This is a genomic window from Oscillospiraceae bacterium, assembly GCA_035380125.1.
Lineage (GTDB): Bacteria > Bacillota > Clostridia > Oscillospirales > JAKOTC01 > DAOPZJ01.
Map to the genome: position 1 here is coordinate 1 of DAOSWV010000035.1, position 23,825 is coordinate 23,825.

Consider the following 23,825-nt stretch of genomic DNA (forward strand, 5'->3'; position numbering starts at 1 on the left):
TGGACACGACTTCCGGCGAAGTACGGTTTTCGGGCAGCTATGTCCGGATGAGCGTTAACACGGTTTCGGGGGTGGTACGCATCGACAGCCGCGGGATAGCGCAGGAGACAAAAGTGGACACCACTTCCGGCGCGATGTCTTTTGCCGGAAATATCGGAAAGCTCAATACCAATTCAATCTCGGGCGAGGTCTTTACCGACGGTGCGGTTTATGCAGAAACTGCCGATATTGATACGACTTCCGGCGCGGTAGGGATGGAGTTTGCAAATTGCCCCGACGACTTGAAAATCGATACGATTTCGGGCAGTATTACGCTGAAACTGCCCTCCGACAGCGGTTTTACGCTGGAATATAACACCGTGTCGGGCAGCATGAATTGTGAATTAAGCGTTGTGATGAACGGCAATAAATTTATCAGCGGCGACGGTGCGGCGGCATTCGATATTGATACGGTCAGCGGCGGGCTGAGAATTCAATCGGCGCAGGAATAAGGGCTGCGGGAGAGGTATTTAAATTAAAAGTCCCGGTCTTTAAAGCCGGGACTTTTTGTTGGAAAATAAGCTTTAATATTGCGGTTTACGACATAATATGATTGAAAAACGGGAAAAGTATAACAAGCCACTGAAACGGGGGTGAACTTATAACAAACAGTATCACAAACAGGCAGATGTTTTTTATCATTTTTATGACGCTTACCTCGTATACGACAATTGATATTCCCGAAATGATGGCGCAGACAGCGGGCAGGAGCAGTTGGATACCGATCTTGTTCACTTCTGTTCTGTTCGGCATTTCTGCTGTAATGATTGCGAAATTAAACAACATGTTTTTGGGGAAAGTGTTTTTTGACTACAGTCAGGAAGTGATCGGAAAGTTTTTCGCTTATGTGATCGCTGTTTATTTTATTGGTTATTTTTTAATGATCGGCGTTTATTTGCAATATAAGATGATCGGTGTTTTGGCGTCCAACTTTTTACCCAAAACGCCTAAATACATCTTAATGTTTTTGGGACTTGTTCTGTTTGCCTGCGTGTCGTATAAAGGCATCACAAGTATTGCAAGGATATTTGAGATTTATGGGATATCCTTTTTGGTGATAACGCTGACGATCTGTGTCTTCATGATTGTTGATGGAGATCCGTATAACATATTACCCCTTTTTAATCCGTCTGATGTAAAAGAGTATGCAAACACAATGAAGGATCTGATTATTCCTTTCGGCGGGTTGGAGGTGCTGCTGATTATACCGTTCACGGATAAAAACAAGAAGGCCCCCGTAAAAGCCTTTTTTTCATTGCTGTTTATCGGCTTTTTTTATGTTCTGGTTGTGGAGAGTACAATCATGAATTTGGGGATAAACAATACTATTTTATTGAATGATTCTTTTATTGAAGCGCTAAAGATAACCGAAGCCCCTGTGATTGAAAGGTTGGATATATTTTATCTCACTTTCGGTTTGACGAGCTTATTCAGCGGAATGATCATTATTTTCTGTGCCGTTGTGGAATATGTCTGCAGGATTTTTTCAAAAGTGAAACGCCTTTTTGTCGTGACTGCGGTCGGTATCCTTTTCTTTGTCGTGTGCTTGGCCACTTCGAGTCTTAAAAATATCAGTAAAACATACGAGAGCTTTATGTTTTATCCGATTATTATTTCTTGCTTTTTGATTCCCTTGGTTATATTGATATTGGCGAAAAATAAAAAACGGACGCAAAAACATTCAAGGAAGAGGGCAGAGCAATGAAAAAAGCGCGAAAAGCACTTTGTGTTCTTGTCGTTATACTCATGCTCTCTGTGTTTTTATCGGGTTGTGCCGGAGACTTCAAGGATATTAACGAGAAATCGATTTTTACGGCGGTTGCTCTTGATAAAAAGGGCGATGAGTTTTATTTTTATGTGGAAATTGCCAATATCGAGGGCAGCAGTAATTCGGAGAATAAAAGCGGAGGGAGTAATAAATATATCACTGTCACAAGTCATGGGAAAACGATAACCGAAGCCAGAGAAAATATGGACAGACAGTTGGATAACGAAGTTCATTTGAGCGCGGTAAGAGCATTAATTTTAACGGAAAATTTCGCAAAAGAACATCTGGTGGAATATTTAAACCGCCTTAGAGCGGATGAGGCGTACAGGAAAAAAACGATAACAGTCATTACGCAGGAGGATCCCGAAAACTTGTTTCAAATCTGTAATCAAAATAATGTGTCCGTGGGATTTTATACGGAAAAAGTGTTGAAATCTCTTGAGGAAAACGGCGAGACCTTTACGAGAACAACGACAAGATTATTGGAAAACCTCTCAGCTGAATATACGGGCATTTTAATTTCATGCATCGGTCTGCAGGATCAGAATATTTCGTTGAAAGGGTATTCCGTGGTTAACGATTCCACAATCGTCGGTTTTATACCCGTGGAAGAAGCGAAGAGCGTGGTGTTTATAAAAGCGGACAAGCCTGGATTTGATTATGTGTTATCTTATAAGACGAATCAATTTACGATTGAAGTGATTTTAAAGAAAAAAAAGATTAAACCCTCATATGAGAACGGAGAAATCAACTTTGATATGGCGTTTGATTTTGAAGCAAAGCTGATGTACGGCGATGAAAAAACGCCCTATCTTTTTACGCAAACTGATAACGCAAATTTAACGAGAAGCCTTACGGAGATGCTGAAAACAGGACTCATTGATGCCGTCGGTCAGGCGCAAAAGACTTTTCAATGCGATTATCTTCAATTTGACGATATATTCCGGATAAAATATCCTTCACAGTTTGATGAAATGGATTGGCAGAATGAATTTGAGAAAGTGACTTATAGTGTTGATGTCACTGTTGTCTTAAATAAAAACGGGGTGATGGATTATGAAACAGACGAGCAAAAATGAAGGAGAAAAAAATATGGCGGATTCATTTGATGTCGGAATAACGGCCGCAGCGTTAAGATCGAATCATTCTGATTTTACAGAAAGATCGATTCCGTTCCATAACGGAATCGTCAAATTGTTTTATATCAATCAACTGACCGACAGAGCTGCGGTGACCGAAAACGTGATAAAGCCGCTTATGCTGTACGGTTCTTTGAATAAAAAATCAATCAACGCACATATGGCGGTAGACGATATTATTTTTGCCGATGACTGCAAGATAGAATCGGATATCGATAAAATCGAAGAATTTATTCTTTCCGGGATGGTTGTCATCCTTTTTTCTACGGGTACGGACTATATTGTGGCCAACTTTAAAAAAGTGGAACACAGATCGGTTGCAACGCCTAATTTAAACTATACGCTGCGCGGGCCGCAGGATTGTTTTACCGAAAATCTCGATGTGAATATCTCTTTGTTACGATATCGGCTGAAGGACAAAAACACAAAAATTGAAAAATATAAAGTGGGGGTAAGGACAAAGACACAAGTCGCTGTTGTCTATATTGAAGATATCGCAAATGATACCGTGGTTACAGAGATTCAAAAAAGGATACAGGCCATTGACATCGACGGTATCGGTGAATCCGGGGAACTTCAGGCGTTTTTATTGAATAAAAAAACGGAGCTGTTCCCCAACGTCGGGCTGGTCGAACGCTCCGATATGGCGCTGCATTCTCTTCTCGAAGGGAAAGTTCTGGTGTTGGTAGAGGGCAGCGGGCTTGCTTTGCTGGCCCCGAAAACTTTTGTGGAGTTTTTTTATTCCTGTGACGATCGGTATGACAACAAATTTTTCGGGTTTTTTGCCAGGATGCTGCGGTATATTTCTTTTATGATCGCTTTTACGGCTTCAAGCATATTTGTCGCAATCACATCGTTTCATACGGATGTTTTACCCAGCACGTATATCATAGCCCTTGCGGAAATGCGTGTAAAAGTCCCCTTTAATGCATTGATCGCAGCGTTTTTAATTGAATTTATTGTGGAATTGATTCGGGAATCTTTGCTCAGAGTTCCGAAACAGATCGGTTCTGCGATCGGTATCGTGGGTGCAATCGTGATTGGACAAGCCGCGATATCGGCCGGGATTTTCAGTCCGGTGCTGCTTATCATCGGGGCAATAGCGCTGCTGGCATCTTTTTCGATTCCAGATTATACGTTGGTCAAGCCAATCAGGATATTAAAGTTTATACTTTTGCTATTCACGGGTACACTGGGATTTTTTGGCTTTTCTTTGTTTTTGACCTGGGTATTGGCAGAACTCGTTTCATTAAACAGCTTCGGCGTACCCTATATGGCGCCTTTGGCGCCGTTCAATCTTTATGATTTTATCAGAGTTTTATTCAAAAATGTGACAATGGACCCGAAGCGGCCACACTATTTACGCACGAAAGATCAAACAAGAACCAAACAATAAATCAAGGCGTCTAAAGTCGGCATCATGCCGGCTTTATGATTCATATTGCGATATTGCGGTTTGGGCGAGTGCTTTGAATTCGTCGATGACGCTTTGCGGGGTCATGATTTTGACGTCGGTGCCGAAATTCATCAGCCAAGTTAAAAAATGCGGGCTGACTTCGACGCGCACAGTGGTCTCGAACCGCTCGCTGTCGACTTTATACATGGGGATATCATGTCCGAATCGGTCGATGATAATGCCGGACATGTGGTTTTTGCAGCGTAAAGTGACCTGTTCGTCCCGGCCGCCGTACATACCGAATACCTTTTTTGAATAAACACCCATATCAAAGTTTTTAAATGCGTCCTGCCCTTCGCGCTTTTCGTCGCTGACGGACAGGCGCAGCATTTTGTCGACACGGTAATGCTTGATTTTTCCCGCGGCGCCGTCATAGGCGATCATATAATAATTGTCGTCGTCCCAGGTGAGCGCCCAGGGACTGACGTGATAGGAAGCACCGTCATGGCGCAGGCGCTTTTCCTTGTTTTCGTCCCAGTCGTAATATTTGAACACAATCTTTTTGTCGGCGTTGATGGCTGCGTGGATGGCATCTACGGTATAGTAGATGCTCTCGTTCATCGTCTTAATCCGGTTGGCGACAAACACCTGACGCTGCAGTTGACGGGCTTGAGAATTACTGGCCAGCGATTCGATTTTTTGGATCAGCTCGGTGCTCTTTTTATAAGTGATGAATTTGGAGGACTGAACTGCGTCGACCAGCAGTTTTAACTCCGGCAGTTCAAACGTGCGATCAGCGACGTAGTATCCGACCGCCTTGCCGCGGCTGATCTGAACGTCGAGGCCAAAGAGCCGCAGCGTCTCGAGATCGTCGTAGATGCTCTTACGCTCGGCGGTGACGCCTTTGGCTTCAAGCTCCGTAAGCAGCTGCTGCATTGTCAGCGGGTGGTCTTCGTCGGTGCGTTCCAGTAAAAGCTTCATCAAATACAGGATTTTCAGTTTTTGATTGTTGGATCTGGGCATATGGAATCTCCTTCGAAATCGATATGAAAATTTTAACACAGAATTGAAAAACGGTCAACGGGAAGGTTGAAATTCGCGGGGTTTTGTGTTATCCTGATGTCAGATATGCCACAAAGAGGCAGACATAAAAACGGGAAGGCGGTGTTTATGATAGCCGGAACCGGGAATTCCACGAAATTATACAACCGCATCTTCTACGCCGCTGTTGCGTTGGGACTGTTTTTATGTACCCTGGTGATGCTGTACAGTCAGAATTACCACCAGATTACCGGAAACAACGGCCCTCAAAGCGCTTATGTCGGGCTGACCGAGATTGATTTTGACGGCGGAGAGGTCGCCTATTTAGACGGTGTCTGGAAACTTTATAATGAAAAATTCATCATCACAGATTCAAATAAAAACCCGGAGAAAGACCGATATGCCACGGTACCGAGTTATGAAGATGAAGAACAATCGGATAAATCATTTTTTTACGGCAGTTATGAAACGACATTAGTCACCGCTGAAAAGAAAACGAATTTGGCGATCTGCATTCCGAACTCGTGCATTGCCTATAAGATCTGGCTCAACGACCTGATGGTCGGCAGCAGCGGAGAACTCGGAAAGACCCCTGAGGCGATCGTCGCCGATGTCGGATACAGTGTGCTTTCGTTTGATTTGAATCCTAAGATAAACAATACGCTCGTTATTGAGATGGCGACACGTAAATTTTCCGGGCTCTATATCGCGCCGCGGATTATGTCCTACCGCATACTTGAGAGCAACAACGCTTGGGACGAGACGGCCGCTTTTTTGATAGCGGGGATGTTAATCGCCAATGCGATCATTTTTATCATTCTCCGTTTGGTGGTCAAATACCGGCCGTTTACGGTTTGGTTTCCGCTGTCATCGCTGTTTTTCTTCGTGCGGCTTTTGATGACGCAGGAAATGTTTCCTTCCTATCAAAAGGTGTTCGGCAGCGCCTCATATGAAAACATCATCATGGCTGCTGTGGCATCCTCTTTTATCTTTGTATATACAACCACCATGTTTATCTTGGGAATGTGTGAATATCGAAATAAATGGGTATCTTATGGTTCTGCCGCCTATCTTGCCGTAGTCTATATCGGTTGCTGTATTCTGTCTTTTCTGTCGATGGAACGGGCTGCAATCATTTTGGCGACGATACTGGCTTCAGCGGTTCCGATTCTTTGCGGTGTGATCATTTTGCGTAAGGGATTGTTGAACGGGCAGACTATGATGCCGGTACTGCTGTATGTTTTCGTGACGTATTTACTTGGGATGAACGGGATGCATTTGGTCGGGTGGCTGATTTTCCCGACCCGCAATCTCGGTCAGTATCTGTTTTTGGCATTCAGCTGGTATGTTGTTATCTTCTATGCGCTGCGTATCCGCGGGATGTATGAGGACTCGAAGAAACTCGCAGCCTCCGAGACTGCGCTGCTCAAGAGCAATGCTACGCTGATGCTCAGTCAAATCAAGCCGCATTTTATTTATAACACCCTGACGACGATTCAATCGATGATCAAGCTCAATCCCGAGCAGGCCTATAACACCACCGGGATTTTCGCTTCCTATCTGCGTTCCAATATTTCAGCCATCGACAGCTTCGAGCCGGTGCCGCTGTCTAAGGAACTTGAAAACGTGCGTTCCTATGCCGACATCGAACAGATCCGTTTCGGGGATAAGCTGCAGGTGATTTACGATATCAAAAGTTTTGCTTTTTCTTTACCGCCGCTAACGGTGCAGCCCTTGGTCGAAAACGCCATCAAGCACGGTATCCGCAAACGTTCGGGCAAAGGGACCGTGACGGTGTCATCTTTTGAGGACGAAAATTTCTTTTATGTTACCGTCACCGACAATGGCGTGGGATTTACGCCGGAGAACATTGATAATTCGATGTCCATCGGCCTGAAAAACATAGAATACCGCCTGCGCACCATCAGCAACAGTAAACTGGAGATTGACAGTAAACCGGGAGAGGGTACGTCTGTGCGCATCATCATCCCTAAGACGGGTGTTTAACATCCCGAAATCTGTGAAAGGATGGTCCTATCATAAATGTCGAAATTGAGAATGGTCATTGTTGACGACGAACCGTGGATTTTGTCGCATACCGAAATGGTTTGCGGCGAGTTTTCGGATATCGAGGTGGTCGGAAAATTTACCGATCCGAGCGACTGTCTGGATTTTTTATCAAAAGAACAAGCGGATGCAGCGATTTTAGACATCGAAATGCCCGTAATGAACGGCATAGAACTGGGCGCGAAAATCAAAAAACTCCACCCCGAGACCGCATTGATCTATTCCACCGGATACGACAATTATGCACTCGAGGCGTTCGGGGTCAATGCGACTGCCTACATACTCAAACCGTGCAGCAAAGAGCGCATGGCAAAGGCTATTGAGACAGCCCGTGCGATTGCAAAATATTCGGTCAGCCCCATCTTTATCCGCACGTTTGGTGAGTTTGACGTATTTGTCGACGATCTCCCGATCTATTTTAAAAACGCCAAGTCTAAAGAACTGCTTGCGCTGTTGGTCGACCGGCGCGGTTCCACGATGACCGGTGAACAGCTGACGAGTTATCTCTGGGAAGATAAATTATACAATGATACGATCGGCTCTTATCTGCGGCGGGCCATTATGAATCTAAGGCAGACACTCGCCGAACACGGTATTGAGGATATTTTGGTGGATGAGCGTAACGCAAAAGCCGTGGATACGCAAAAGTTTGTCTGCGACTATTATCAATTGATGGACGGGGACGCTTCAGCTATCGCGTTATACGACGGGCGGTATATGACCAGCTATTCCTGGGCGGAAGAGACCACCGCGATGATCGATAATAAAATTGATTTTTATAATCGGGAAAATCAATGATTTTCAAAAGATTTAGGAAAATAATTTTAAAAAGTGTAAGATTTACACGTTATTTACACGCAAAATATACCATTTGTATACGGAGCCTGTGTTATTATACTGCCAAAGGGGTCGTGTACCCGCGCTGCCCCGACGGCTATCATGCGGGCCGTCAAATGAGTTTTTTGTTGTTCTCCTTTCACGCTTTTCGCCCGAGGATATTCCCCGGGCGAACATTCTTTTTATACAGATCGTTTCCGCGTTATAACGGGAACGATTTTTTATATACTGCCGGTGATTGATTTGACAATGACCGCAATGACCGTACCGGCACTGTCAAAACGAACTTGAAGTACCGTTCCGATGGTGATCTCAGACGTTGAAGAGAATGCGGCGCTGCCAGAACTTTCGGAGATGATCGCTGTATCGTCGGTAAGCAAAAAAGTAACGGTTTCACCTGAAGAAGTAAATGTGGCTGAGGAGCCGCTTTGTATACCGGGTGTAAAATAATCTCCGAACTGCTTATTGCCGCTTGCGCCGAGCGTCGGATCCCAGTTCCCGTTTTCCGGGACGGAGACGTCGCTCGGAATGTCAAAGCCCGACGGAACCTGCGGAACCGACGTGTCCGACGTCATTGCGGGGACTGAATCGGACGGCATACCGGAAGTTTCCGGAACGGAATTTTGGGGTACAGATATACCGTTTAACATTCCGTCGGCGGTTGCTTCGGTCAGCTCCCCGAGTTCGGCGGTGACGGTCGTTCCGTCAAAAGAAGTGACTTTAACCGTCAGCGTCTGTCCGGCATATTTGGTGGTTTCAACAGAGCAGCCGATTGCCAGAGCAATCATCGAGAACGAAAGAATGACCGTTGTAATGATGCGGGTCGATTTGGAAAAGTTCATTCGAATCGCCTTTCTGATAATTTTAGATTTTGTTTTTCGGAACGGATTACTTCGTCCTTTGTCAACCATTCAATTATAGTCATAATTCTGAAATCAACCTGAAATAAATTGAAAACGACCGCGAAAATTTTTATAAAAGCGGACGGAACTTTTTGTCACGGATATTGTTAAAAATTTTGACGGTTGACCAAAATCGGAAATGAAATACTATATTGTATCATTTCGACACCGCTGCTTTGAAAATTTTCGACAGCGGCGTCTTCATATGGGAGTTCAATTGACATGCACAACGAAAAATCGTTTTTTAAAAACAGTTTGGTTTATACCTTAATGATATCCGTTCTTTTTACGCTTTTGGCGGTGCCCGTAAACGGGACAAGCACAAGTTCGCAAATAACAATAGGGCAGAGTTCACCCGGTACAATCGGGCAAAGCGCGCCCGAGAAGAAACTTATTAAATGGGTGGATTTCAAGGTGCCGGCCTCGGCGATGAAAAAAGCCATCGCGCTGGACATCGCGTCGCAGGACAAGGAGATTCAGCTGGACTACATCGAGCTGCTGGCCTATTTGGCGGCGAAAAACGGAAACAATTTCAGCGGATATAAAAACAAACAGCTCGACGATCTGGCCGCCACGCTGAACGAAGGCAAGACCATGTCGGAGCTGACCGAAAAGATGAAATATTACGATTATTATCTCGAAGCGTTTGACGCGGTCTTGGGCGGGTTCGTGGGGTATTACGAGGTCGAAGTGCCGAATGAGAGCGGCGAGGGCACGCACTGGGAGCAGAAATACGGCGTCAAAGTGTTTTCGCCGATTGCCAAGGGGTTTTATTATGGGCATTACGACGATTTCGGCACCGGCAGGGGCTACGGGTTTTCGCGCAGGCACCTCGGCAACGATTTGGTCGGGTCGGTCGGCACGCCGATTATCGCGGTGGAGGGCGGCGTGATCGAGGAGATGGGCTGGAACCAGTACGGCGGCTGGCGCATCGGCATCCGGTCGCTCGATTCTCAGCGGTATTATTACTATGCCCACATGCGCAAGGATTTTCCGTATAAGACCGGGCTTGCGGTCGGCTCGAAGGTCAAGGCGGGCGACGTGATCGGCTATATGGGCCGGACCGGTTACAGCATCAAGGAAAACGTCAACGGTATGAAGACGACGCACCTGCATTTCGGGATGCAGCTGATTTTTGACGAGTCGCAGAAGGACTGTTTGGCCGAAATCTGGATTGACGTGTATGAGATTGTGAACCTGCTGAGCCCCTACCGCTCGGCCGTCGTCAAGGATGCCGAGACCAAGGATTACAATCGGGTTTATGACTTTAACGACTTGTCGTTTGTCCCGAGGGATTAGGTTAATGATTTACTTTTTATCAGATTGAGAATTTTTATAGAATTCGAATATTTCCTCTTCAATTATTTGTATATAATCTTTCATTAAATCAAATAATGAATCGGCTTGAGCACTAGTATTATTTTTTTCATTAAAATAATTGCATGAATTATCATAAATTATTCTTTGTATTAGCATTGAAAATGACTCCATCCTTCAAATATTCTTTTATCACTTATTGCAATTTTAGGAACACCACCATCAATTGGGATTTCATTTTTCATTAGAGTGCCAATAGAAATAAATGCATCTTGACCATACGATATGCTCTCAATTAAGCATCTTTTAAAGGTGTATTGCATTTCGTTTTTCGATGAAAGTAAATCCGCTGGGTTATATGGATTTTTTAATTCGAGTTCATTTATTACATCGTTATACCATAGTTTTAACTCCTTATACGTTTCTTGAGAAGGACTAACAATATTTAGTCCTAAAGAACGTGCCTCTGTTCGGTTTATCGTATAATCATGACTTCCTGAATCGCTACATAAAAAATCAACTATGCTTTGTATTTTTTTAGGAGATCTATAACTCATTTTTAATAAATTTTTCGCAAGCATTTTAATTTGCTTCTGAATACGGTAAACATCACCTAAAACTAAGGGATGTATATATTCAGTTAACTTAGTATATGCAGCAGACAAGCCAATATCATCTTTAACACCAAATTCATTTTTTAATAAAGAAAAATACCCTTTAACTGATTCTACACTGATAGATAATTTTTGTGGGGGATTAGTATTTGGAATAATGGGACTCATTGCGCTTGTAATACTTGGATCTATAGGGCCTAATGTTGCTTGTTTTGTCATTATAATTTCATTGGCTCCTAAAGTCATTAGGGTGCCTGCACTTCGGCATTTATTTGGAACAATTATTTCCAACTCATCACAGAATTCTCTAAAAAGATTTATAATATTCCAAGCCGCTATAGTATTTCCGCCACAAGTATATAATATTAAAGAGATTCTTTTTACTCGCCCAATTTCATCAAGATGCTCAAGAAATATATCTGGAGTATCTGTACCAATCTGACATGCCATATTAGGACGATCTCCAGTGACATAAGCGATAACTTTTGAATTATGTTCTTCTTCGATCTTTTGATAGAACTTTTTTCGTTCAGTAAACACTTATTTTTCCCTCTTCATAATAATATTATCTGTATATTATACCTTAATTTAGTAAAAATCAATATATTATGGAAAAATTGATAAATTAAATTCAAATTCGGTCTAATAGATAAAGTGAGTAGTGGTTAAGGCAATCAGGTTGAGATATTCAACAGCGCTGTATGCCACCCCTCCACAGAGGGGAATTATTATAGTTGCCGGTTTCGGTCTGTTTGGGGACGTTTACATAATTATACATCATTCGCACGGGAAATAAAAGTCATCAATAAAGAAAATACAATCGGGGTGAAATTTTGGGCGGGGTGTGGTATAATGGGCGTAATTGAGAAATTTCGAAAGGCGGTAAATAATATGGCGATGGAACGGGTGCAGAAAATCGATATTCATGTGCATACGATACTCGAACGGAGAGTGCCTAAACTGACAGGCGACCACTACACGCTTCCCGAGGAACTGATGATTTTTTACCGGATGCTCGGGGTCGAAAAGGGCGTGATTCTGCCGGGGGCGGCGCCCGAACATATGACCGAATCGAGACCCAGCTGGGAGGCACAGCAGATTGCGGAAAAATATCCGCAGAGTTTTTACTGGTTTTGCAACCTCGATCCGCGCATGGGCAACAACAGCCCCGATACGGACTTTTCGCACTTCCTCAACTATTACAAGGGGCTGGGCGCGAAGGGTGTCGGCGAGCTGACGTCCAACCTATACTTCGACGACCCGATGGTGCTGAATCTGTTCAAGCACTGTGAGGCCTGCGACATGCCCGTGACATTTCACATCGGATTCAAGGGCAACGACTACGGCTTGATTGACGAACTTGGTCTGCCGCGGCTGGAAAAGGTCTTGAAGATGTTTCCGAAGCTGACGTTTTTGGCGCATTCCCAAAAGTTCTGGTCCGAAATCGGCGGCGACGTGACCGAGGAGACGCGCAACGGGTATCCGGCGGGAAAAGTCGCGCCGGGCGGTCGGGTGATTGAGCTGATGCGCAAATATCCGAATCTGTGCGGGGACCTCTCCGCAGGCAGCGGTTACAACGCGGTCTCACGCGATCCCGAATTCGGCTATGCGTTTATGGAGGAGTTTCAGGACCGGCTGTTTTACGGCACCGATATCTGCAGCGCGGAAAACATCACCAACAATATGCTGAAACTCTCGGCGTTTTTGGACGAGGCCATGGAAACCGGCAAGATCAGTTACGCGGCGTATAAGAAGATCAGCCGGGAGAATGCGTTGAAGTTATTGGAGAAATAGGTTTTTGGATGGTTTCCGGAGGTTGTTATCAGTCCGAGATCCTTCGGCTCCGCGCCGCAAGCGTCGCTCCGCTCAGGATGACAGATTGATAAAGAAGATCAGCCGGACAAATGCGCTGAAATTGTTGGAGAGATAAAAATCCGCAGGGGTGCTTACCGGATACTTTCATCAGGCCGAGATTCTTCGGCTACGCATTCGATGAAAATTGCTTTGCTCAGAATGACAATTTTGTAAAAAAATCAGCCGGAAGAATGCGCTAAAGTTGCTGGAGCGGTAAATATCATAGACCACCCCGTCCGCTGCGCGGCCACCCCTCCAAAGAGGGGAATAAAAGAAGTATGCTGTATAGGAATAAATCAAAGCGATTGAAAGGCGGAAAATCATATGGAACGCGTTCAGAAAATCGACATTCATGTACATCAGGTACTCGAAAAGGGCATGCCCAGATTCACGGGCGATACCTTCACGACCCCGGAGGAGCTGCTCATCTTTTACAAGCTGCTGGGCGTCGAGAAAGGCGTCGTTTTGCCCGGCGTATCGCCCGAGGGGACGTTTGACTGCCACGACAACAAGGAGAGCTATCAGATCGTGCGGAAATATCCGCAGTATTTTTACTGGTTCTGCAACCTCGACCCGCGTATGGGCAATAACAGTCCCGATACGGATTTTTCGCACTTTTTGAATTATTACAAGGGGTTGGGTGCGAAAGGCGTCGGCGAGCTCACGGCCAATATGTACTTTGACGACCCGATGGTGCTGAACCTGTTTAAGCACTGCGAGGCTTGTGACATGCCGGTGACGTTTCATATCGGATTCAAGGGCAACGACTACGGCCTGATCGACGATCTGGGACTGCCGCGGTTGGAAAAGGTTTTGAACATGTTCCCGAAGCTGAAGTTTTTAGGGCATTCCCAAAAATTCTGGTCGGAGATCAGCGGCGACGTCACCGAACAAAACCGGGGCGAAAACAAGCCCGGAAAGGTCACGCCAGGCGGCCGGGTCGTGGAATTAATGCGTAAATATCCGAATTTGTGCGGCGACCTGTCGGCGAGCAGCGGCTACAACGCGGTCTCGCGCGATCCCGAATTCGGCTATGCGTTTATGGAGGAGTTTCAGGATCGGTTATATTACGGCACCGACATCTGCAGCCCGGTGAATATTACCTGGGATATGCTGAAGCTGTCGGCGTTTTTGGACGAGGCGATGGAAAAGGGGAAGATCAGTTACGCAGCGTACAAAAAGATCAGCCGGACGAATGCGCTGGCGCTGCTGGAGAGATAGGTTTTTGGATGGTTTCCGGAGGTTGTTATCAGTCCGAGATCCTTCGGCTTCGCGCCGCAAGCGCCGCTCCGCTCAGGATGACAGATTGATAAAGAAAATCAGCCGGGAAAATGTGCTGAAGTTGTTGGAGAGATAAAAAAGCAGGAGCGAACATAGTTCGCTCCTGCTTTTTGCAATTATTCACGGGCGAACGCAGTTCGCCCCTACAATTACCGATAAATCAATTCCCAAGGGTCGGTGTCGTTCCAAGAGCCGAAAGCCTCGGCGTAGCGGTCTTCCAGAAACATGGGCAGGTATTTGGGCGTATCATTGGAAGAGGGTCGGGTTTTCAGTTCTTCAAGCGAAACCCAGAAGTTTTTGCCCTCGTCGCAGTCAACCAATTCGCCGTTGTAATTCGTGGTTTTGAATAAAAAAACCAGATAGCGGTCGAAGGTCTGATTGTTCGACCAATGGATGATGCCGCAGGATTTGAGGTTCTCAACGGTGAGTCCGGTCTCCTCTTTGACTTCGCGTTTGGCGCAGTCGACGGCGCTCTCGCCGTCTTCGAGATGACCCCCGGGAAAAGCCCATCCTTTCCAACTCTTGACGCGATCTTGAACTAAGACCTCGCCGGTTTCGGGATTTTGAATCATGATCATGGTGGTGAGTTCAACTTTCGGCATACGGGCCTCCGCGTTTATAAGATACGATCATTTTAACAGATAAATTTTTTGTTGGCAATCGGCAGGGTTTTGAGTATAATGGGAGTATCCGATTGCCGGAGGAAAAACAAATGAAACTGACTTCACGCGAACGCATCATGCGCATCTTTCGAAATGAGGAAATCGACAAGCCCGCCCTGAAACTCTGGGGCTTTGAACCGAATTTGAAGCTGCTGAATCCGGCTTACCGGCCCGTGATCGAAACGGCGGCTGAAAAGACCGACTGGTTTGTCAACGCGGTGAGTTCGATGAATATCTATTGCGGGAAATACGCCGGTCAGCTGATCGAGCGGGAATATTACGAGACCGACCAACCGATCTGGCGTGACCTTCATACCACGTTTCATACGCCGAAGGGCGATCTGCACGGTGTTCAACGGTTTTCGACGGTCGGAGAACCGTCGTACATGATGGAGTACATGATTAAAGAGCCGGAGGATTTGGACAAGCTGCTGTCGATGCCGTATGAAGAGGACGATTACGATGCGGCGCCGTTTTATGAAAAGAAGGCGATGGTGGGCGAACGCGGCGTCGTGATGACCTATCTGGATCACGCCGGCTATGCCCTGCAGCGCATCACGGGTTCGGAAAATCTAGCTTATTTCAGCGTCGACTGCCGCGAAAAGGTCGATGAGGTGATCGGCGTTTTCGGGAAAAGGGTGTTGAGTTATGCCAAGAAAATACTCGCGGCAGGGGTGATTGAGCCGTTTATGTGGGTCGGGCCGGAGTTGTTCACACCGCCGCTGCTGTCGCCGAAGGACTTTGACGATTTTGTATTCAAGTATGACAAAACCGTCTGCGACGCGATACATAACGCGGGCGCAAACGTCTGGGTGCACTGCCACGGCAAGGTGGCGGAACTCGTCGGGCGGTATATCGAAATGGGCGTGGATATCCTCAACCCGCTGGAGCCGCCGAAAAATGGCGACATCAATCTGAAAAAGATTGTTGAACAATATGGAAACCGAATCGGCTGGGAGGGGAATATTGAAATACAGGATATCCTTCAAGCCCAACCGAAACACCTGAAAACGCTGATCGATGAATGCGTCGAGGCGGGGAATCGGAGCGGCCGGTTCGTTCTTTGCCCGTCGGCGGGATTTATGGAATACCCGAGGCCGTCGAAAGAATATATCGACAATCTGCTGCTATATCTCAATTACGGGTTTGAGCGCGTCGAGGCGTGCAGGAGAGGATGAAAATTCAATATTTTTCATCGCTCCTTCGATTCCGAATGCCTCTATTTTACTCGAAAAGTGTAAACCATGTCTTCACACATTCTGTAAACTATCTCTTGCTTGACATGATATCCGCTCCTACAGAAGAACACCGAGTGTGGAAACGCGGCTACAAAGAACCGCTGAAGCGGTTCTCCTGAAGAATATCCCTTACGGAATATTCTTCCCGTTTAAAAGCAGCGGATTCTAATTCGCGTATTTTGAGCGGCTTTAGCCGCATGCAGGTATCTCACCCGCCGTATAAACCGTTTTGGGCCATATATTGATAGATCTGCTCACCGTGCTGCTGCTCCTCTTTTTGAATGTGGTTCAGGGCGTCGCGGATGCCGGTGTCCCGGAACTCAAAAAGGTCGGTGTTGTAGACCGACGAGACGTGCTTTTCGGTCGAGAGCGCGTCGGCGCAGATATAGCTGTCGTTTTGTTTGTCCTGATCGGTGTTCGGCGTGCTTTGATAGGTCGGCGTGAAGGTCAGTGTGATCTGCTGTCCGTTTCCGCTCTGCATTTGCGGCACCGTTCCGCCCATGATCTGCGTGACCGTGTCCAGATGCTGCTGTTCGTTTTGGCTGATCCGGGAAAACAAATCCTTTAACTGCAGGTCCTTGGCGTCAGATGAATATTTTGCGTATTTTTCAACGCAGACTTGCTCCTGGTCTTTCAGGTCCTTGAGGAGGGACGTCTCCTTTTGGGTCAATTGCATAATAAATCACCTCGCGGATAGTATGGCGGAATTTGCCGCGCTTATTCGCGCATAAAAACGGCAAGCGGGATTGAGATGATTTTATTTGAGTTCTCTTTTATGCTGTAGGTGGATGCCAATGTGGCCGACACCGAGAATGACGGCCGAGAGCATCAGCCAGATCACTTTACCATAGACACCGAGTAGAAAAAAAGCCGCGACCGGCAACGACGCGCCGGCGACCGGAACACCGCAAAAACTGCTGTAAAAATCGGCGAGGGTTTTCGGGCTTTTGAAGTAGCGAACCCACCAGGCCTCGTAGAGCAGCATCAAAACGACGGCGGCGACCAGCCACCACGTCCACGCCGACCAGCCGTGCAAGTTGAAATCGGAGAAGATCAGAGCGATGCAGGTGGTCAACACCTGTCCGACCCGTTCGAATACGCGCAGGATTCTGTTTTCATTTCCCGGGTTATAGTCCCTTGGCTGATGTTTTGTCCAGATCAGGTTCGGGACAGTCAGCATCAGCAGAAAGATCAGACCCACATAAGAAAATCCGAAATGACCCATGAAAGCACCTCAACTTTAAATGTAATATCTCTGAACCAATCCGGCTGTTTCCGGTTGGCGGTTTGGCATAGAATGTGGTATACTGGATGCGATATGATCCGCAAAAGGAGTTGAATGCGCTGTGAAAAAGTATAACATCATTCTTTTGATGACCGACCAGCACCGATTTGACTGTTTGGGATGCGCGGGGAATCCTGCGATCGAGACCCCGAATCTGGATTTTCTGGCTTCGCAGGGGACATTGTTTCCCCATGCGTATACGCCCTGTCCGTCCTGCATTCCGGCGCGCGCCTGCCTGATGAGCGGTATGAATCCGTGGAATACCGGCGTATTGGGCATGGGCCGCGGTCAGGGTGAGATGGGCGGCGGATTTTCGCAGACGCTGCCGGGAGAACTGACCAAAGCGGGTTATTACACCAAGGGCGTCGGAAAGATGCATTTCGGGCCGCAGCGGCTTTTGAACGGGTTCCATTCGATTGAACTGGATGAATCCGCCCGCGTGCAGGCACCGGGGTTTGCGTCCGATTACAAAGAGTGGTTCGACCGCAATAAGACCGGGGATTATACATTTATGGACCATGGTGTCGCCTTTAACTCCTGGGTGGCCAGACCTTGGCATGCGCCGGAGTTTTTACATCCTTCCAACTGGGTGATCAACCAATCGATCGCGTTTTTGAAAAAGCGCGACCCTTCGATGCCCTATTTTCTGAAGGCGTCATTTGCCCGTCCGCATTCCCCGTACGATGCGCCGCCGTATTATTTCGAGCATTATGAGAAAAAGGAACTGCCGAAGGCGTGGTATGGCGATTGGGATCGGATTCACGATGTGCCGCAGGACGCCGCCGACGTCAATGCCTGGCAGGGCCGCCGCACCGATGAGGAGATCGCACAGGCCCGGGCGGGTTATTACGGCTCGGTGACGCACATCGATCACCAGATCGGGCGATTGATTAACTTTTTACAGCGCAGCGGGCAATATGAAGACACCATTATTTTATTCACCAGCGACCACGGCGACATGCTGGGCGACCACAACCTCTGGCGCAAGACCTATGCCTACGAGGGTTCCGCGCATATTCCGTTCTTGATCCGGCTGCCGAAAGAGCTTCGGGAAAACGCGCCGCGCATCTGCGACGTGCCGGTGACGCTTTATGATATTCTGCCCACGGTATTGGGGCTTGTCGGGCTTCCGATCCCCGAGGCGGTGGACGGGTTGGATTTGTCCGGCCTGATGCGGGGTGAAACGGAATGTTCGCGGAAATATCTGCATGGGGAACACTGCACCTGCTACGCCGAACGGCAGGAGACGCAGTATCTGACCGATGGGCTTTGGAAATATATCTGGCTGCCGCGTGTCGGTGAAGAACAATTGTTTAATCTGAAAAACGATCCGTGCGAGAACAACGACCTTGCTTCGGATGCGGCATATGCCGATGAACTGGCGCTGTGGCGCGGACGGATGGTTGAAATTTTATCAAAACGGGACTGCGGGCTGACCGACGGCGATCACCTTGTCTGTCAGGCGGGCTGCGGTCCGATCATCTCGCCCCATTATCAGGAGCGCCTTCAAAACTGGGGTTTTGATTCGGAGGACTGGAAACAGTCGATGCGGTTGGTCTATTGAGATTATTGCTTGATCACGAGGGTGGCCCAGAAAGTCGGGACGCTGCGGTCGTGCAGAAAGCCGGAGCTGTTATAATCCTCGAACAGGTCGCGCAGGGTGAAGCCGGCTTTTAATTGCCCGCGAATCTGCTCTTCGAGCGTGTGCGAGAACTGAACGCCGCTGTCGTCTTTTTGAAGCGATTCCATCAGCGCCGGATCTTTGAGCGGGTTGAACGGCAGATAGTATTTGATTTCCCGTTCGTTGCTCTCGTCGAACAGATAGTTGAAGCCGTTGTCCAGTCCCGCCATCAGGATTCCGCCTTTTTTGAGAATGCGGTAACACTCGTTCCAGACCGGTTGTACCTGCTCGATATAGCAGTTCGAGACCGGGTGAAAAATCAGATCAAAGCTCTCGTCGGCAAACGGCAGGGGCTTTGTCATGTCGGCACGGACGGCGTTGATATGATAGCCCTCGCGTGCGGCGACCGTCAGTTCGCTGGCGATTTGTTTTTCGGAATAGTCGAGCACGGTGCAGTCGGCACCAAGTGCGGCGAAAATCGGCATCTGCTGTCCGCCGCCCGAGGCGAGACCGAGCACCTTTTTGCCGGAGAGGTCGGGGTACCAGTCCTTCGGGACGGGCTTTGTCGGAGTCAGAACCATCTGCCAATCGCCGTTTTGGGCGGCGACGAACTGTTCGTGGGTGATCGGAATGCCCCATTCCCAGCCCTTTTCGACCCAGCGGTCGATGGTTTTGGAATTGATATCGGTATAGTTCATGGAATTACTCCTGTTGTTTATTATTAGACACCTTTGCGTACCGAGATCCTTCGGCTACGCGCAAAGCGCTCCGCTCAGGATGACAAAAGAGGCCGGAAACGCGGCTATGACGCACATTGGGAGCGGCGGCTCGTCGCCGGGCGCACACATAGGTGCGCCCCTACTCTTAATAGAAAAAAGCGTTGTGAGCTTTTATGAATCCTTGGGTTCCGCCTGCGGTTTCGGCATAAGAAATCCGCTGAACATGAAGATCAATGAGAAAGACGCGCCCATGACGGCGGTATAGCCGGTTTTGTACCAGACATAGCCCCAGAGGGTGAAGCGGGTGACGCCGAAAATCCAGATGCCCAAGCAGGTCAGTCCGTACAGCAGCGGGATCATGCCGATGCACAGCAGCCAACCGTAACGGGCCGGTTTTTTAAACATGCGTCCCATCCACGACTGCAACTTGGTCTTGGGTTCGATTACGCCGTAATAATTCGCCTTTTTCAGGTTGGCGTTGACCGACCAGGCGATCAGCCACGCAAAGATGATCGCCGTGATGCCGATATCGATGACTAAGTTGACGAAATTTTCGGGCATGGTGATCAATTCGAGCGATTTATCCTTGTTCAGAAAATACGCGATGATGCCGTTGAGGATGCCGTTGACAAAAAAGGCGATGACGGTCTGAACGGTCACATACTTTTTCAGCTGCTGTGTCATTGTGCTTGCCCTCCGAGCTCTTTTAAAATTTTGACCTGATAATCGGGGATCTTGCCGTAGGAATCCGGTCCGGCATTGAGTAACAACCGGCCTTTTTTCGGGACGACTTCGGCGATGATGTCGCGCACTTCTTTGGCGGTGATATAGTCCTGCGGGCGGCTGAACCGGTTATAACCAAACGACTTATCCATGCCGCGGCAGACCTCGAAATAGAGCTCGTTTTCCTGCCAGTCGGCGGTGTATTCGAGGGTGCGGAAGTCGTAATATTTGGTGTCAAGCAGTTTTCCGGGATTTTCTTTGAGCATCTTTTTGGCTCCGCTCGTTACAAGCGCCCGTCCGATGGGATTGCGCAGGGAGTTCGGCCACTGGCCCCAGCGGTCGTTGACCACACCCTCGGGCACCTGCGCATAATAATAGGCGAAAAGTTCCTCGAGGCGCGGATCGGTCGGGTAGCCGATGTCGCCCCACAGCACGTCGGGGTGATAGCGGTCGATGATCTCTTTCCACTGATTAAAGCAATAGTCGCAGTAGGTTTTGGAGTTGTCATTGCTCAAAAATAGGCCGCCCGCGCTGGTGATCGGCTTTTTGGTGAACGTCCAGTCGAGCAGCGAGGAATAATAGACGCCGAAGCGCATGCCGCGTTTGCGGCAGGCCGCCGCCAGATTGCCGACATGGTCAAAATCGAGGTGATAGCCCGGAATTTTCGGGTTTTCGACCTTGGTGTCGAACAGCACAAAGCCGTCGTGGTGCTTGCTGACGACTACGACATATTTGGCGCCCGCCTGTTGGAACAGATCGGCCCACTGTTCGACATCGACAGTTTTGGCACGTTTTTTAAACTCCTCGGCGAAAGCGGTGTAGGGCTGATCGCCGAAGTGTTCTTTGTGGTAAGCCGCCGCCGGGCTGCCCTTGATGCGCATGCTGTTTTGATACCAATCGGCATAAGGGTTGTTTTGAAACATGTACTCGGGCGGTTTTTCGCGCATCAGCTTGGCGTAGTCGTCAACGTCGACCGGCGCGAATGCAGGGACGCTTGACGGGCCCCAATGGATGAAGATGCCGAAATCGGCGTCTTTGAACCATTGCGGGGGATTTTGGCGGTGGATGTTGACTGTTTCCATGGATGCGGCCTCCCGTGTGATTTTATTTTTTATTTGAAATCGTGAACGGCTTTGTACATCGCCAGAATATTTTCCGGCGGGACATCGGGCATGATGTTGTGTTCGGTATTGAAGACATAACCGCCGCCCGGTATGAAGATATCGAGCATCCGGCTGACATAGTCGTAGACCTCCTGCGGGGTGGCGCGGTTTAAAATCCAGCGGGTATTGCAGCCGCCGCCCCAAAAGGTGATGTCTTTGCCGAATTCACGTTTGAGTTCGGCCGGGTCCATGCCCCGCGCGGTGGTTTGAACGGGATTGAGAATATCGTAACCCGCCTCGATCAGATCGGGCATTAATGCGCGTAAAGAACCGCAGGAATGCAGGAAGGTCTTCATGCCGCTGTGTTTATGGACATAATTGCAGAGCATGGTATGGCGCGGTTTGAAGAACTTGCGGTAGATTTCCGGATTCATAAACGGGCCGTCGTTGGTGCCGAGGTCGTCGCCGAACCGCAGGATATCCACCACATCTCCCACCGCCGCGCAGACCTTTTCGAGCGCGGCCAGATGGCGTTCCATCAGCGCGTCGAGCAGGCGTTCCACCTCGTCGGGTTCGAGAATCAGATCGACTAAAAAATTATCCATGCGGCGCAGAAACGTACCCCACTCAAACAGGTTGCAGCCACAGACGATCATCAGCGCCTTGTCGGTGGTTTGCCGCAGATACAACGCTTTTTCGCGCAGCTTTTCGTAAAAATCCGGCGCGGCGGCGTTATCCCACGGGCTGTGGGCGAGTTTTTGCCAAAGGACTTTATTCATCGCTTTGCCGAGGTTTTTATAATCGGCGGGATAGCCGTCTATGTAAGGGAAACAGGTCTGATCGAAAAAAGTGCCGCTCGGCGGTTTTTGGGCGATCTTGTCGCCGTCTTCGTCGAGGACGATCTGGCTGCCGTCGGGCATCGTGGTCGGGCGGAACCAGACCGGATACTGCGCCTTGCCGCCGTCGGAGAGGTGCATGTCGTACCAATCGCCGTCTTCGGTGTTGAAAGCGCGGCCGATATCCAGCACATCGACGCCGAATTTGTCAATGAGGTTGTCTTCGGGCTGCGCCAACTGCTGCACGACGTCATAGATGCGGGTGTGGCCGGTTTCGATATTTAAATATTTTTTGAGATTGTTATAGGCGATCGCGGAAATGCCCGAACTCGGTGTGGAACCGAGGTCGAGCGGCACGCGGTCGGGTTCTCGGTGTTCGACCGAGGTTAAAATGCGTTCTCTGGAAGTCATAATCATGATCCTTTTCAAATTATGGGACGTTTGATCCTATTTGGCTGAGTCAAAAGGAGCAATCTCTAGTCACAATGGAAGACCTCTTCGGTCGGCGCCCACCACTCGCCGGGCTTCGCCGTGTCGACCGGGTTTTGGCAGGGGTCGGTGAGTTTCCACCAGGCTTGCGTCACGGGGTCGGCCGCCATTTCGGCCATATCCCCTGCGAAATCATCGCCGATGTATTCAAAATAGCTGAACAAAAGGCCGTCGCGGTAAAAAATCGAGTAATTTCGGATATTGCACTTTTGAATCATGGCCAGCACTTCCGGCCAGGCGTTTGCGTGCAGTTTTTTGTACTCTTCGAGTTTTTCCGGACGGACTTTGATGACCGAACCATAGCGTTTCATGAGTTTCTCCCCCTCGATTCAGGACGGCATATAGAATCAAATAAATATTGCATTCAGTATAGCACGGGAAAGCCGAAAAATCAATCGGGGCGGCGGCGGAAAGATGAAAAAAGAACCGCAGGAATGCGGTTCGAATCCGGTGCCTTGTTATAGTTTATTATTTCGTTAAGAAAAAGTTTCGGCGGGATGAGGGCATCCCGCCCCGCAGAATATTAACATTGTTTTTAAGGGTTATTCGGGCAGAATCCGGGCGTCGCCCAAAGAGGACTGGGGCTGCAGCGCGTGATGGACATTAAAATCGCCCTGTACCGAAAACAGAATTGCCGAATTCAGCTGCAGTTCGATAAAGACCCGTTCCCCTTTTAATTCGGAAAGGGTATGCCCCTGCCAAGACGGCGAACAGGAAATTTCGTCTCCGCAAAACGGCATTGAATTTTCAAACGCAAAGCCCTCGTAGGGTTGGCCGGGCAGCTTTGACAGCTGAAACCGCGCCTGTCCGCAGGGTGCACAGAGATTGAAGGACAGGTTTTCGCCCGTGATCTGCACCGCTTTGAGCATGACACGCGCCTGATAGCCCACCGAC

General features: G+C 48.3%; 23 protein-coding genes. 11 read left to right on the forward strand and 12 right to left on the reverse strand.

Annotation, left to right across the window (positions count from 1 at the left end):
- The 4 genes from PK629_11815 to PK629_11830 all read left to right on the forward strand — a co-directional run.
- Positions 1-491 (forward strand): DUF4097 family beta strand repeat-containing protein (locus tag PK629_11815; GenBank protein HOP12162.1); only part of this gene is annotated, 491 nt, incomplete at its 5' end.
- Between the two features lie 161 nt (positions 492-652).
- Positions 653-1,744, forward strand: a complete 1,092-nt coding sequence (locus tag PK629_11820) for an endospore germination permease (GenBank protein HOP12163.1) — start codon at positions 653-655, stop codon at positions 1,742-1,744.
- Positions 1,741-2,886 carry a Ger(x)C family spore germination protein gene (locus PK629_11825; protein HOP12164.1) on the forward strand — a complete coding sequence of 382 codons (1,146 nt, stop codon included), beginning with the start codon at positions 1,741-1,743 and terminating at the stop codon, positions 2,884-2,886. Before PK629_11820 ends, PK629_11825 begins: the two co-directional genes overlap by 4 nt.
- Before the next feature lie 13 nt (positions 2,887-2,899).
- Positions 2,900-4,342, forward strand: a complete 1,443-nt coding sequence (locus PK629_11830; protein ID HOP12165.1) for a spore germination protein — start codon at positions 2,900-2,902, stop codon at positions 4,340-4,342.
- 33 nt (positions 4,343-4,375) lie between these two features.
- Here PK629_11830 and PK629_11835 read toward each other — a convergent pair whose 3' ends face one another.
- Positions 4,376-5,365 (reverse strand): WYL domain-containing protein, encoded by a 990-nt coding sequence (locus PK629_11835; GenBank protein HOP12166.1) that lies wholly within the window; start codon positions 5,363-5,365, stop codon positions 4,376-4,378.
- Between the two features lie 147 nt (positions 5,366-5,512).
- Between PK629_11835 and PK629_11840 the strand changes: the two genes are divergently transcribed.
- Both PK629_11840 and PK629_11845 read left to right on the forward strand, forming a co-directional pair.
- Positions 5,513-7,390 carry a histidine kinase gene (locus PK629_11840; GenBank protein ID HOP12167.1) on the forward strand — a complete coding sequence of 626 codons (1,878 nt, stop codon included), beginning with the start codon at positions 5,513-5,515 and terminating at the stop codon, positions 7,388-7,390.
- Positions 7,391-7,426: 36 nt separating this feature from the next.
- Positions 7,427-8,248, forward strand: coding sequence for a response regulator (locus PK629_11845; GenBank protein ID HOP12168.1), 822 nt, complete (start codon positions 7,427-7,429; stop codon positions 8,246-8,248).
- A 260-nt stretch (positions 8,249-8,508) separates the two neighbouring features.
- Here the strand turns inward: PK629_11845 and PK629_11850 are convergent, their stop codons facing one another.
- Positions 8,509-9,129, reverse strand: coding sequence for a hypothetical protein (locus tag PK629_11850; GenBank protein HOP12169.1), 621 nt, complete (start codon positions 9,127-9,129; stop codon positions 8,509-8,511).
- Positions 9,130-9,411: 282 nt separating this feature from the next.
- On the opposite strand from PK629_11850, the gene PK629_11855 reads away from it, so the two are divergent.
- On the forward strand, positions 9,412-10,488 hold the full coding sequence (locus PK629_11855; GenBank protein HOP12170.1) for a peptidoglycan DD-metalloendopeptidase family protein: 1,077 nt from the start codon (positions 9,412-9,414) through the stop codon (positions 10,486-10,488).
- A gap of 170 nt (positions 10,489-10,658) precedes the next feature.
- On the opposite strand, the gene PK629_11860 is transcribed toward PK629_11855, so the two are convergent.
- Entirely contained in the window at positions 10,659-11,660 is a 1,002-nt protein-coding gene (locus PK629_11860; GenBank protein ID HOP12171.1) for a serine protease, read from the reverse strand.
- Between the two features lie 351 nt (positions 11,661-12,011).
- Between PK629_11860 and PK629_11865 the strand changes: the two genes are divergently transcribed.
- The gene (locus PK629_11865; protein HOP12172.1) at positions 12,012-12,914 is read left to right on the forward strand and encodes a hypothetical protein; all 903 of its coding nucleotides are present in this window, start codon (positions 12,012-12,014) and stop codon (positions 12,912-12,914) included.
- 384 nt (positions 12,915-13,298) lie between these two features.
- Positions 13,299-14,195 carry a hypothetical protein gene (locus PK629_11870; protein HOP12173.1) on the forward strand — a complete coding sequence of 299 codons (897 nt, stop codon included), beginning with the start codon at positions 13,299-13,301 and terminating at the stop codon, positions 14,193-14,195.
- A gap of 209 nt (positions 14,196-14,404) precedes the next feature.
- Here PK629_11870 and PK629_11875 read toward each other — a convergent pair whose 3' ends face one another.
- Positions 14,405-14,857: an 8-oxo-dGTP diphosphatase gene (locus PK629_11875; protein ID HOP12174.1), complete on the reverse strand. Its 453-nt coding sequence runs from the start codon at positions 14,855-14,857 to the stop codon at positions 14,405-14,407.
- 110 nt (positions 14,858-14,967) lie between these two features.
- On the opposite strand from PK629_11875, the gene PK629_11880 reads away from it, so the two are divergent.
- Entirely contained in the window at positions 14,968-16,095 is a 1,128-nt protein-coding gene (locus PK629_11880; protein ID HOP12175.1) for a uroporphyrinogen decarboxylase family protein, read from the forward strand.
- Between the two features lie 268 nt (positions 16,096-16,363).
- On the opposite strand, the gene PK629_11885 is transcribed toward PK629_11880, so the two are convergent.
- Both PK629_11885 and PK629_11890 read right to left on the reverse strand, forming a co-directional pair.
- Positions 16,364-16,834, reverse strand: coding sequence for a spore coat protein (locus PK629_11885; protein ID HOP12176.1), 471 nt, complete (start codon positions 16,832-16,834; stop codon positions 16,364-16,366).
- 78 nt (positions 16,835-16,912) lie between these two features.
- On the reverse strand, positions 16,913-17,380 hold the full coding sequence (locus tag PK629_11890) for a hypothetical protein (GenBank protein HOP12177.1): 468 nt from the start codon (positions 17,378-17,380) through the stop codon (positions 16,913-16,915).
- A 121-nt stretch (positions 17,381-17,501) separates the two neighbouring features.
- Between PK629_11890 and PK629_11895 the strand changes: the two genes are divergently transcribed.
- The gene (locus tag PK629_11895) at positions 17,502-19,004 is read left to right on the forward strand and encodes an arylsulfatase (protein HOP12178.1); all 1,503 of its coding nucleotides are present in this window, start codon (positions 17,502-17,504) and stop codon (positions 19,002-19,004) included.
- 2 nt (positions 19,005-19,006) lie between these two features.
- Here PK629_11895 and PK629_11900 read toward each other — a convergent pair whose 3' ends face one another.
- The 6 genes from PK629_11900 to PK629_11925 form a co-directional block, all read right to left on the reverse strand.
- Positions 19,007-19,759 carry a methyltransferase domain-containing protein gene (locus PK629_11900; protein HOP12179.1) on the reverse strand — a complete coding sequence of 251 codons (753 nt, stop codon included), beginning with the start codon at positions 19,757-19,759 and terminating at the stop codon, positions 19,007-19,009.
- Between the two features lie 192 nt (positions 19,760-19,951).
- On the reverse strand, positions 19,952-20,464 hold the full coding sequence (locus tag PK629_11905; protein HOP12180.1) for a hypothetical protein: 513 nt from the start codon (positions 20,462-20,464) through the stop codon (positions 19,952-19,954).
- The gene (locus PK629_11910) at positions 20,461-21,618 is read right to left on the reverse strand and encodes an alpha-L-fucosidase (GenBank protein ID HOP12181.1); all 1,158 of its coding nucleotides are present in this window, start codon (positions 21,616-21,618) and stop codon (positions 20,461-20,463) included. Before PK629_11910 ends, PK629_11905 begins: the two co-directional genes overlap by 4 nt.
- Positions 21,615-22,853 (reverse strand): uroporphyrinogen decarboxylase family protein, encoded by a 1,239-nt coding sequence (locus tag PK629_11915; protein ID HOP12182.1) that lies wholly within the window; start codon positions 22,851-22,853, stop codon positions 21,615-21,617. Before PK629_11915 ends, PK629_11910 begins: the two co-directional genes overlap by 4 nt.
- Before the next feature lie 65 nt (positions 22,854-22,918).
- A complete protein-coding gene (locus tag PK629_11920; protein ID HOP12183.1) occupies positions 22,919-23,242 on the reverse strand; it encodes an L-rhamnose mutarotase in 324 nt (107 codons plus the stop codon).
- Positions 23,243-23,473: 231 nt separating this feature from the next.
- Positions 23,474-23,825 (reverse strand): hypothetical protein (locus PK629_11925; protein ID HOP12184.1); only part of this gene is annotated, 352 nt, incomplete at its 5' end.

What these genes read in the sequence shown, in the direction of transcription:
- PK629_11835 (HOP12166.1), bottom strand. Translation starts at nt 5,365, where the DNA reads ATGCCCAGATCCAACAATCAAAAACTGAAAATCCTGTATTTGATGAAG.
- PK629_11870 (HOP12173.1), top strand. Translation starts at nt 13,299, where the DNA reads ATGGAACGCGTTCAGAAAATCGACATTCATGTACATCAGGTACTCGAA.
- PK629_11855 (HOP12170.1), top strand. Translation starts at nt 9,412, where the DNA reads ATGCACAACGAAAAATCGTTTTTTAAAAACAGTTTGGTTTATACCTTA.
- PK629_11880 (HOP12175.1), top strand. Translation starts at nt 14,968, where the DNA reads ATGAAACTGACTTCACGCGAACGCATCATGCGCATCTTTCGAAATGAG.
- PK629_11915 (HOP12182.1), bottom strand. Translation starts at nt 22,853, where the DNA reads ATGACTTCCAGAGAACGCATTTTAACCTCGGTCGAACACCGAGAACCC.
- PK629_11905 (HOP12180.1), bottom strand. Translation starts at nt 20,464, where the DNA reads ATGACACAGCAGCTGAAAAAGTATGTGACCGTTCAGACCGTCATCGCC.
- PK629_11865 (HOP12172.1), top strand. Translation starts at nt 12,012, where the DNA reads ATGGCGATGGAACGGGTGCAGAAAATCGATATTCATGTGCATACGATA.
- PK629_11825 (HOP12164.1), top strand. Translation starts at nt 1,741, where the DNA reads ATGAAAAAAGCGCGAAAAGCACTTTGTGTTCTTGTCGTTATACTCATG.
- PK629_11845 (HOP12168.1), top strand. Translation starts at nt 7,427, where the DNA reads ATGTCGAAATTGAGAATGGTCATTGTTGACGACGAACCGTGGATTTTG.
- PK629_11830 (HOP12165.1), top strand. Translation starts at nt 2,900, where the DNA reads ATGGCGGATTCATTTGATGTCGGAATAACGGCCGCAGCGTTAAGATCG.
- PK629_11900 (HOP12179.1), bottom strand. Translation starts at nt 19,759, where the DNA reads ATGAACTATACCGATATCAATTCCAAAACCATCGACCGCTGGGTCGAA.
- PK629_11850 (HOP12169.1), bottom strand. Translation starts at nt 9,129, where the DNA reads ATGAACTTTTCCAAATCGACCCGCATCATTACAACGGTCATTCTTTCG.
- PK629_11920 (HOP12183.1), bottom strand. Translation starts at nt 23,242, where the DNA reads ATGAAACGCTATGGTTCGGTCATCAAAGTCCGTCCGGAAAAACTCGAA.
- PK629_11890 (HOP12177.1), bottom strand. Translation starts at nt 17,380, where the DNA reads ATGGGTCATTTCGGATTTTCTTATGTGGGTCTGATCTTTCTGCTGATG.
- PK629_11840 (HOP12167.1), top strand. Translation starts at nt 5,513, where the DNA reads ATGATAGCCGGAACCGGGAATTCCACGAAATTATACAACCGCATCTTC.
- PK629_11875 (HOP12174.1), bottom strand. Translation starts at nt 14,857, where the DNA reads ATGCCGAAAGTTGAACTCACCACCATGATCATGATTCAAAATCCCGAA.